Annotated in this window: 4 protein-coding genes; all 4 read right to left on the bottom strand. The window is 46.4% G+C overall.

Annotated features, from left to right (window positions below):
- On the bottom strand, nucleotides 1-7,475 hold a 7,475-nt coding region (locus AC3Y23_RS17725; protein ID WP_379201328.1), incomplete at its 3' end, for an Ig-like domain-containing protein.
- Nucleotides 7,476-7,979: 504 nt separating this feature from the next.
- Entirely contained in the window at nucleotides 7,980-8,987 is a 1,008-nt protein-coding gene (locus AC3Y23_RS17720) for a FecCD family ABC transporter permease (protein ID WP_379201326.1), read from the bottom strand.
- A complete protein-coding gene (locus AC3Y23_RS17715; RefSeq protein WP_379201324.1) occupies nucleotides 8,984-10,015 on the bottom strand; it encodes a FecCD family ABC transporter permease in 1,032 nt (343 codons plus the stop codon). The genes AC3Y23_RS17720 and AC3Y23_RS17715 overlap by 4 nt, the downstream gene beginning before the upstream one ends.
- Before the next feature lie 28 nt (nucleotides 10,016-10,043).
- On the bottom strand, nucleotides 10,044-11,000 hold the full coding sequence (locus AC3Y23_RS17710) for an iron-hydroxamate ABC transporter substrate-binding protein (RefSeq protein ID WP_379201321.1): 957 nt from the start codon (nucleotides 10,998-11,000) through the stop codon (nucleotides 10,044-10,046).
- Nucleotides 11,001-11,061 lie beyond the last annotated feature (61 nt).

Below are 11,061 nucleotides of genomic sequence, written 5' to 3'. Positions count from 1 at the left end.
GTATCAGGAGTTACGGTCGCCTTAAGCTCGTCGCTTTCTCCAACCTTCAGATTCAGCGTTGCTTTATCCAGCGTCACACCCGTTACCGGAGTATTTTCACCACTGGAATCCTTCGGTGTTACCGTTACTTCACTGGTTGCTTCGAATTTACCATCTTCAGTTGTTACTTTGATGGTGGCTGTTCCTTCCGCAATCGCAGTAACTTTACCGCTGGCATCCACAATTGCTACGTCAGCGTTGCTTGTGCTCCACGTTACGGTTTTATTACTTGCCGTATCAGGAGTTACGGTCGCCTTAAGCTCATCACTTTCGCCGACTTTCAGATTCAGCGTTGCTTTATCCAGCGTCACACCCGTTACCGGAGTATTTTCTCCGCTGGAATCCTTCGGTGTTACCGTTACTTTGCTCGTTGCTTCGAATTTACCATCTTCAGTCGTAACTGTAATGGTGGCTGTTCCTTCCGCAATCGCAGTAACTTTACCGCTGGCATCCACAATTGCTACGTCAGCGTTGCTTGTGCTCCACGTTACGGTTTTATTGCTTGCCGTATCAGGAGTTACGGTCGCCTTAAGCTCATCACTTTCGCCGACTTTCAGATTCAGCGTTGCTTTATCCAGCGTCACACCCGTTACCGGAGTATTTTCTCCACTGGAATCCTTCGGTGTTACCGTTACTTCGCTCGCTGCTTCGAGTTTACCATCTTCAGTTGTTACTTTGATGGTTGCTGTTCCTTCCGCAATAGCAGTGACTTTACCACTGGCATCCACAATTGCTACGTCAGCGTTGCTTGTGCTCCACGTTACGGTTTTATTGCTTGCCGTATCAGGAGTTACGGTCGCTTTAAGCTCGTCGCTTTCTCCAACTTTCAGATTCAGCGTTGCTTTATCCAGGGTTACACCCGTTACTGGAGTAACCTTCGGTGTTACCGTTACTTCGCTTGTTGCTTGGAATCCGCCATCTTCAGTCTTGACTGTGATAGTGGCTGTTCCCTCCGCAATAGCAGTGACTTTACCGCTGGCATCCACAGTTGCTACTTCGCTGTTGCTTGTGCTCCAAGTTGCAGCTTTGTTGTTCGCCGTAGCAGGCTCAAATACCGCTTCAAGCTGTCCGCTCTCACCGACTTTTAAGTTCAGTGTAGCTGGTTTCATTGTCACGCCAGTTACTGGGATGTTCGTTTTGTCCACGATCAGTTCCTTCGTGTCACGAACACGGATCCGGTCTCCCTTGGAGTACTTACCACTCAAGCCCGTGGCCAGTAGCGTATCTCCAACTTTGATCGGTGCAACTTCCCCAGTCTTGTTGACGATATACCCGTCTATAAATACAGTAACTGGTCCAGAGCCGTCATTGAGGATGTACGTGCTCTCATCAAGAATATCAACTACCTTAGCTTTCACCTGTACTAGCTGTCCTTGGTATTCATCTGAGACAGAAGCAGCTGTACTAACCAATTTCGGCTCAACTGGTGGCCCAGAGCTAACCTTTACAATGCTATTATCGAATCTGTCAAAGATAAGTTCTTTTTCATTTTCGAATGAACCGATTTTTCCGTATACACGTACTGTGTCTCCAAGTTGAAGCGCGCCGTCTGGAACATCGTTGAAGGCTACAACGCCGCCAGTTTCATCCTGAATAAAGGCTGAATCATAGAAGGCAGTCGTCGTGACTTTACCTTGGATAACTACATTTGTTTCTTCTGGAAGCTTACGAACCTCCGCGATTGGTGTTACCTTGGTTTCACGATTAGCCAGCCAATTAACGACCTTCAATGCTAATGGAGCATTGTTGGTAGGCCCGTCGTTCTGGGTCATCTGCTTGTCATTAAATATGTTCATACCAGCTACAAAAATGCGGCCTTTGCCGAGTTGCTCCGAAGCTAGAAGCGGAATCTTGCTACCGCCTGTTACATCTAACAAAGCCGGACCATTTTTACCGTTGGCCGTATACACGTTATACGAAACGGTGTCAGGTTTCAATTGCGGTGCATCCTGGAAAGTCGATTCATTTCCTGTAGCCAGAATAGTCACTGTACTACTATTGGTAAGAGGAACTTTATTCCCTGAACCGTCATTCGCGGCCAGACTCGCACCACTATAGAAATCAAGCAACGAGATAAAATCGGTTAGTCCGTTGCTTACCGGTTTTAAGTGAAGACGTACTGAGAAGTTAGAGGTCAATGGAGTGGACCAGAAGTTTCCTGCTGGCGTCTCATCAAACACCCCGTCGTTATTGACCAAAATGCTTGAGCCTACACCCTTCAACAGAGAGTTCACTGTCTGCTGTGTTCCACCGAAATTACTCTTCTCCGTTAGCAATAGAGAACCGCCACGATTAACGAAGTTTTTGATGACATCAATCTCGCTCGCGGAATACTCAGTGCTAGGGTGAGTCACCATCAACACGCCTACATTATTCAGAAGCTGATCAGACAAAGCAGTGGTATTCTCTACAACTGTGTAGCCCTGCTGCTTGAGTTTCAGGGTCATGTCTGTCAGGTTCTTAGCATACGTACCTGTATCTGTTGATGTGTTCTCATTCTTATGAGTCGCATCGATCATCAGCGTAATGCCGAGCGGTGCTTTAACATCAACTATCTGTTCATACCTGTTATCACCTAGGTCAATACCGTCATTTGACGCTAACACGACAATCAATTTGTGATTACCGGCTACAGGATTTGCCCAGATGACACTTGCATTAACATTTTGATTGGAATCTAACGAAGGAATTTCTGCATCTCCAATCAGATGTTGTGCATCAATGCTGTCATAGTAGAAATGCGCGGTAATATTCTTCAGGTTAATCGTACCCATATTGGAGATCCCTGCTTTCAGGGTTACCGGATTGCCTGCGATTGCCGCTCCTTCTACGATTGACAGATCGTTCACTCTTACAGCCAACGGATCTTCTTGCGACCAAATTGGTGAAGAATAGATTCGATCGCCATCTTTTTGCGTTACTCGAACAACGAACCACTGCTGTCCACCCAATACATTGACGTTAGGACTCCAGCTGAAGGAAGTGGAGCTGTCCTTAGGGATATAACTATCAATTACTCGTCCGCCGTTTGTTACTAGCTCAACCTTCGCGATATTATCGTCTGAAGGTGTCTTCAGGTAGCTGTATTTTGGATCGGTAGCACTCTCTAGAACCGGATCACTACCTTTAATATCAAACTTCAAATTCTTGGAATCTACTGTGGACCCCATGTAATAACCATTCGCCAGTACATCTAGCGTGAAATTCGGATCCTCAGTGAAGTAGACACGCATTTTGCGCATAGCTTCCAAAAGAGATTCCTGAGACAGATCTTTAGCTACGATAATCGTCCGCTTCTTCGTTTTTCCCCAGGTTCCATCATGGTTATCTTCGCCATAGGTTGGAGCTACATGCCAGCCCAAATCAAGTGCGCTGAAGAATTTATTCTCAGCATTGACATAAGAATAGTTACCGGAACCATTACCTACTTCAAGCATCGTGAAGAGTCTATTGACATTTTTATCATAAGGAATGAAATTGTCAAAAGCATTTGCCGACATAGCCGGGTGGTTAAACTGCGCCACGATATTATCATAGGTCAGTGTCCATGCATAATAATTTTGCAGGTTCTGATACTTACCACCATTTTGAACGCGATCGATAAAATTGGTTGTTCCAAACACGTTGGAATGTCCCCAAGTGGTCGATGTCATTTCAAAGGCAGGGAACACAACAAAGCTACCGTCCTTGGTGTATTGATTGGCCAGATTTTTGGTCAACTGCCAATCCGATCCACCTTTACGTTCAGGCATGCCGTTATGATCAACCGTGTCCGTACCAGTCAGACTAGAGTCGATATCGTGTGAGTGATCAGAGAAAGCAAAGTAATCATAGCCATAGAACTCCGCCGCTTTCAAAGCATCTTCAGGAGTACCTTTGGCATCATGGGATATATTCGTATGGTTATGTGTCGTTCCCCGGTAATGGTTACCGCCTGTAAATCTTTGAATAATCTCGAACGACCATTTCGTTGACGAAAGGTTGCCCAGTTTATCCTTCGCGCTAACTACAACAGTGTGTACGCCCACAGCCAAATCATCTTCACTAGTCAGTGTAAGCTTGATTTGAGTTTCGGACTTGACTGCTTTGGCTGTAAAATCCTTACCGTCAATAGAGATACTCAGTGAGGAAACATCCACTCCATTCGGGTCGTCCAAATCTATGGATACAACCGGATGGTTCGTCTCAATGGTGTCCATATTCGCCGGAAGCTCATCCGCATACTCTGGACCATCTTTATCCTCAACAATCTCTACCGCGTTAGGGGTAGCTGCGTCACCAGATTTGCGAGGCTCTTGTCCAGCACTTTCAGCCACAATGTAATAGTAGATTTTAGTTGTCTTCACATTAGCTTTATCAATCTTGACGTTGTAATTGACTTTGTCGGCCGTTTCCATAGGAATGGATTGGTACGACGAGTCCCCTTCATTTTTATAATAAAGAGTCACGGAGTCTGCATACTTCGCCGAAGCTTTGATCGACACATCCAGACCGGTGTAAGCCTTAGTCAAAGGAACGTGATTAAACTGCAAATCCCCCTTGATATCGGCAGCATTTCTCGGCAGGATAAAATATCCGCTTGTGTAAGGCGATACTAACTTCGATTGACTAGCAATACCAGTGAAGTTATACGCATCTCCCAGGGACAAAGCACTATTGATGTCAATCCCCGTAGATTTCATAATCTTCACGACAGCTGTATTACCTTCATCATCAGCAACCGTAACATTATAGTCAGGTCCCTCTGATGGAATATTGGTTACCTTACCTCTGAAGGAAATCAGTTTGCCTTCAAGTGCCTCAGCCTTCTCATAGACACTCATAGCATCCAATTTGACAATAGCTGGAGTTGGCACAGCCTCCATACCCTCAGTCGTAATCGTCCCAGCAACCAGTTGAGTCGCCCCGGCAACAAACACCAGCTTACCGGCAACCTTTACTTTAGTGCCCGGCGCGATGGAGGAAGAGTCCTGCACACCAATGACTTGAATCCCGCCTGTTAAATCTTGTACGTAAAAGCTTGTTTTCTCTGCTCCCAAGGCTTGGTTAGCGGAGGTCACAATACCTTCAATAGTCGTTTCATATCCCACATTCAGCAGGAATCCCTTGTCATCGTTTGCACGAAGAGCTGTGATTGGAAGCACTGCTGCCGGATTACCTGCAATATCGACACGCGCATAGGCGCTGTCTTTAGGCGTTGGTTGGGACAAATCCTTATGCGTTACATATACCGTTTGGTTTTGTCCTGCGTTAGTAACATTCAGTGCAAAGGCACCATCTGCTCCCGCAGTGGCTTGTCCTGCCGGTGTCAACGTTCCATTGTTCAGGAAATATGCACTTACCGACGATGCACTCGGTACTGCACCTGCGGTACCTGTTACATTTCCAGTTCCGCCTGCATTCACGAAGCGAATTTTGGAAGCATCCGGTGAAACCATAGATTTCGAAGTTCTAATCACGACCTCGTCCGGATTGGCGGTACTGCCAGGAGAGTTCAATACGAAATCATTTAAAGGATTCTTGGTGAAGTAACCATTGCGCAGGCCAAAAACTCCTCGCGGATCGGAACCAAGGTCCGTCTTGCGAAGCAGTGTCCCGCTTGAAATGCTGGTGGTAAAGAACGGCGAACCCCAATGATCCGTTTTCATGGTGAAGCTTGGGTTCGTTCCATTACCGAAAGCAACAATGTCGATGGCTTTCGGATCATCTTGACTGCTTATTGCAGTCGTGCTGTTCGTAATGGCCAAAATACCACCAGTAGATGCACTTGGATTAATCGTTGTAGTCTGATCCTCTTTAACTGGCAGATCCTTACCTGTTGCACCCGTGCTGCCTGCAACAAGATAATATCCATGAGCTTTGATGACACCGGTCAGCTTCGTTCCGGCGCTAAAGCTTGTCCCAGTAGCGGAAGTATAACCAATGGCCCACTGATTGTTGAAGTTAATATCCTGATCTGTCGTGTTGTACAATTCAAAAAACTTTGTTTTGTAGAACGCGCCGCCATTACCGCCGCCTACATAGATTTGACTGAACACAACATCTCCAGGCTTGTAGTTGCTCCCAGAGAAGCTCAGCGCGATCTTATTACTCGGGTCCTTAGCATTTTCTTGCGCTACAATGTAGAAGGAACTTTTCGAAGCTGGATTGAGGAACGCAAGCGTAAACGATCCGTCCGCAGCAGCTGTCGTTGTTCCCGCAAGTGTGTCATCCGCAAAATACAACTTGACGGATGAGTTGCCAGCTACGGCACCCGCAGTACCCGAAGCATTAGTCAGGGTAGACAAGGTGATTTTGGAAGCTACCGGATCTGCCGTTTTGGCTGTAGTCACATTCACCGATGACGTGGCAGTAAAAGCACCATCTTGTGAAGTAACGATGATAACGGCTGTTCCCGGTGCAATAGCCTTCAATTTTCCTTGAGCATCCACAGTCACAACTGACGCGTTCGAAGTAGTCCAGGCTACTTGCTTGTTGGCAGCAGTTGAAGGCTGAATCGTTGCAAGCAATTGATCAGTGGCTCCAACCGTCAAGTTAACATTGGTTTTATCCAACGCAATACCCGTTACTTTAACGGGTCCGGCAGTTACATCGACCTCTGCCGCAGCTTGGAAGCTACCATCAACAGTGGTCACTGTAATCGTGGCATGACCTTCGTTCACGCCTGTTACAACGCCATTATCCACTGTCGCAACCGTTGCATCACTGGAGGTCCAAGTGACAGAACGCTCGGTTGCGTTCGCTGGCTGGACCGTTGCCGTCAACGTTCCTTTTCCACCTGTAGAAAGAGCAAGAGCACCCGTGTTCAGTGCAACGCCTGTTACGCTGACAGGACCGGCTGGCTGCTGCGAACCTTTAACAACAATATCCGATATCCGGCTATTGCCATTCACAGGAGCTGTTGTTCCTGTATTATTAATCGCTGCTGAAGAGTTGTTTAACCAACGGATATATACCGTAGGCTGATTCTCTACGGCTTTTGGCAGATCAAAATCTTTTTGCGCGATCGTACTGGTTAAGATATATGTTTCGGAAGCATCAGAGAAATCCGTACCGTTGAGACTATATTGAATCTTAAAATCTCTTGGCCCAGTGCTCGTACCATACTGTTTGGAAGAGAGCTTCAAGTCATAGTAGCCTAATGTACTAAGCTGTGCCTCCCAGTATTCTCCGGAAGCCCAGCCGTCCTTGTATATCGTGTTGCCTGCTGCTGAATAAGTAGCTTTTCTATCACTACTTAACTTCAACTTGGCGATATTATTATTGGAAGCAATACCGCTGTTCGCAGTGTCCAAATTAGTCGCTGAAAAAGTCCAGCCAGCGACAATCTCCGGCGCTGCAGCATCCGCCTTGACTACCCCACTATTCGGCAGTACGGTTACAGCTAGAATCATCACAATCAAGGCAGCGCTGATCCATTTCCTGTACTTACTCATTAAATTAAACACTTAAGCAAAACCCCTATTCTTAATGTCATATGTAGCTAAAAAACGTTCCGCAAATGATGATATTTTCCTTAACACCAAGGGGTTAGACAATTAATCAATAAGCATCCCTCTTCCCGCTGTTGTAATCGGTCCAACTGCATCCGAACAATCCAGCTGACATTATTAATTATATTAACTTTTGTAAGTGATATATTAAATTATTGTAACCTCAATGTAAACAGAAAAAATCTAATCATAATAGAAAGAGACATCTAATATTTTCACGATGTTTATGGAATATTGATCCATAAAGCTTTCTGCGAACAAACAGCAAAAAAGGTGAAGCCTGAGAATCTGACGATTCCCTTGCTCCACCAATTTTCAGTTTACAAAAACCTCGTATAGTTATAATTTTCCTCTTACATAAAGCTCACGAAAGCCTCGGCACCAAAGCCTTGTTTCTACAATTATAAAAAAACGCCTCAGCATAAGCTGAGGCGGCATACGTCAATCCTATTTTTTTAACAGCAAATAAGCGAAATATGGAACTCCAATCAGTGATACCATGACGCCTGCCGGAAGACCGTCGGGGTCGACCAGATTGCGTCCGACTGTATCGGCTAACAGCAGCAACCATCCGCCAAGCAGCACTGCTACAGGAATGAATAATTGATTTCGCGGTCCGACCAGTGCTTTGGCAATATGCGGAGCCAGCAGACCGATGAAAGCAATCCCTCCGGTGACCGATACTGCAGATGCTGCCGCAGCAACAGCCACTACGATAAGAAGCAGGCGCTCCCGATCCAGATGGACACCGACGCCAATCGCAGAAGCCTCGCTCAAATTGAGCAGATTAAGCTGTCTGGATTTGAACAGTGTGAACGGAACTAGAAGAATTAACCACGGCAGTAAAGCCCATATAAACGGCCAATCTGTCCCCCAGATGTTCCCCGCGATCCATTTTGCAATGAAATCTACCTTAGAGCGTTCCGCCGAAGAAATGATTACAATCATAATCCCTGACAAAGCCAGAGAGAAGCCTACCCCAACCAATATCAGACGAGTCGGATCAAGACCTCGTGACCGGCTGTAGGAGAATACATAAATAAGTATGGCTGTGATCAAGGCCCCCAGAAATGCCACGAGCGGCAGCATATATACGTATGACCCAGCTTTGACCGGGACGTACAGGAAGAAGATCGCAATGGCTACGCCGGCCCCGGAATTAATACCAATGATGCCCGGATCGGCCAGATCATTGCGGGTAATACTTTGCAGAATCGACCCGGATAATGCCAAGGCCATCCCCGACAGCAAGGTAATCAAAATTCTGGGCAATCTGACAGAGAACAGAACAAAATCCTCTTTAAATGTGCCGTGACCTGATAAAACAGGGATCAGCCTGTTAAAAGACAATGAGGAATAGCCTACGCCCATACTGATTACTGCGGTCAGGACAATAAGACACAGGCTGATCAGAATAATAAGACGTTGTTTACGAACAAGAGCGGACAATGTCATGAGAGTGCTTTACCTCCTTTACGCACGACAAACAGGAAGAAGGGTAAGCCCACCATCGCTACAATAGCTGCCATCGGTGTCTCATAAGGCGCATGTATGGTACGGCCGAGCGTATCGGCCAATAGCATAAAGCTGGCACCAGCAAACACGGAGAACGGCAGGATGTACCGGTAATCAGTGCCAACGATCATGCGGACAATGTGTGGAATCATCAGCCCTAGAAAGGCAATGTTACCAACAAGTGCTACCGCTGCCCCCGTCAACAAAACGACCAGAGTGAACAGGATCAATTTGACCCGCACGAGCTTTTGCCCCAGTCCCATTGCAATTTCATCGCTTAGGCTAAGAATGGTTAAATGATTGGAATACATAACAGCCACCACAATCGCAATTACAATAACAGGCGTGATCACCTGAAGCTGTCCCCATGTCGTGCCGATTAATCCCCCAGCGGTCCACATCGAGACATCCTTGGATATTTTGAAAAGAATACTGATGCCATCTGCAATAGCATACAGAAAGGCGGAAATGGCTGCTCCTGCCAGCACGATGCGGATAGGAGACAGCTTTCCTTGACGCACGGAACCAAGTCCAATGACTAGACCCGCACCTAATGCAGAACCGATAAAACAGGCCAGCATAATTCCGAAGTAGCCCACTCCCGGAAGAAATGCAAAGGTCACAGCCAGGGCCATATTCGCTCCGGAGGTCAAACCCAGCAGACCAGGATCCGCGAGTGGATTACGAGTTACCCCTTGCATGATGGAGCCGGATACCGCAAAAGCGGCACCGACCAGCATCGCAGCCAGTTCACGTGGCATACGAATTTCACGCAGGATGAGAACATTCTCACTGGACGCACCCGAGGAAGTTAGCGCCAGCCAAAGATCATGCAGCGTTATTTCCTTAGCTCCCAATACCATCGAAATAGCAAAGGAGACGATGAGCACCAGCACACTGCCAAGGAGCTTATAGAAAAAGGGGACTGAACGTTTTTTATCTCTCATTGGAATCTCAACTTTTCTCATAATGGATAATGTGGGTGCTGATAAATCATTACTTGTTCAGGAAGCTCTTGATAAAGAAGTCCAGTTGAAAATCAAGGCTCAGCGGGTCATTGAAATAGAACGATTTGGCATCCACTTCATAGACGTGATTATTTTTCACAGCTGGCAGGTTCTTGTAGGTCTGGGTATCTTGGAAGCTGTTATCCTCATCCGCATTTTTACTGAAGATAATATAATCACCAACATAATCCTTCATAACTTCCGTAGACAATGCCAAATAACCGTCTTTCGCTGTTGCTTCTATCGTTTTCTCAGGTAGACTGAAGCCAAGATCACCATATAGAAGCTCTGTACCCCGTCCAAAGTTATATCCATACACGTACAGCTGTTTGTTGAAGGTCTCGATTACCGTCACCGTTGCGCCTTCGCCAACCTTCGCTTTAATCTCTTCACCGGCTTTCTGGGAACGTGCCTTGAATTCATCCACCCAGGCCTGTGCTTCTTTTTCTTTGTTCAATAATTTCCCTATCTCAAGCTGCTGCGTTAAAAAATCAACTTTACCATATGTAAAAGTGACTGTTGGCGCGATTTGCTTGAACTTGTCCACATTCTTGATATCCTCAAGTCCGATAATAAGATCCGGTTGCAGTTCAATGATCTTCTCAAGGCTTTCATCCGTAACGGCCTCAACGTCTTTCAGCTCATCTTTAAATCTTGGGTTCTCCTTGGACATCTCGTCCACGCCCACTACAGGCACACCTAGCGCCATCACATTTCCTGTTAAAAATCTAGTCAGGACAACCACGCGCTGCGGATGCGAAGGAACTTCCACTGGGCCGTTCTCGGATTGATACGTAAAGGTTGCCGCTGGCGCTGCGCCGGAAGACTGGGATGCCTCAGTCGAGGAATTATTCGTGCTCTTCTCAGCATTATTGGTTTGATTGGCACCACAGGCGCTCAGAATAACTACTAAAGATAAGATTACCGGTACGAAAAGCTTTTTCATCGGATGACTCTCTCCCTTTTTATAATGACTATGTACAATGAATTTTCTCATTGATAATGAG

The sequence above is a fragment of the Paenibacillus sp. MAHUQ-45 genome (assembly GCF_058133325.1).
This window is presented reverse-complemented; position numbering and strand designations above follow the sequence as displayed.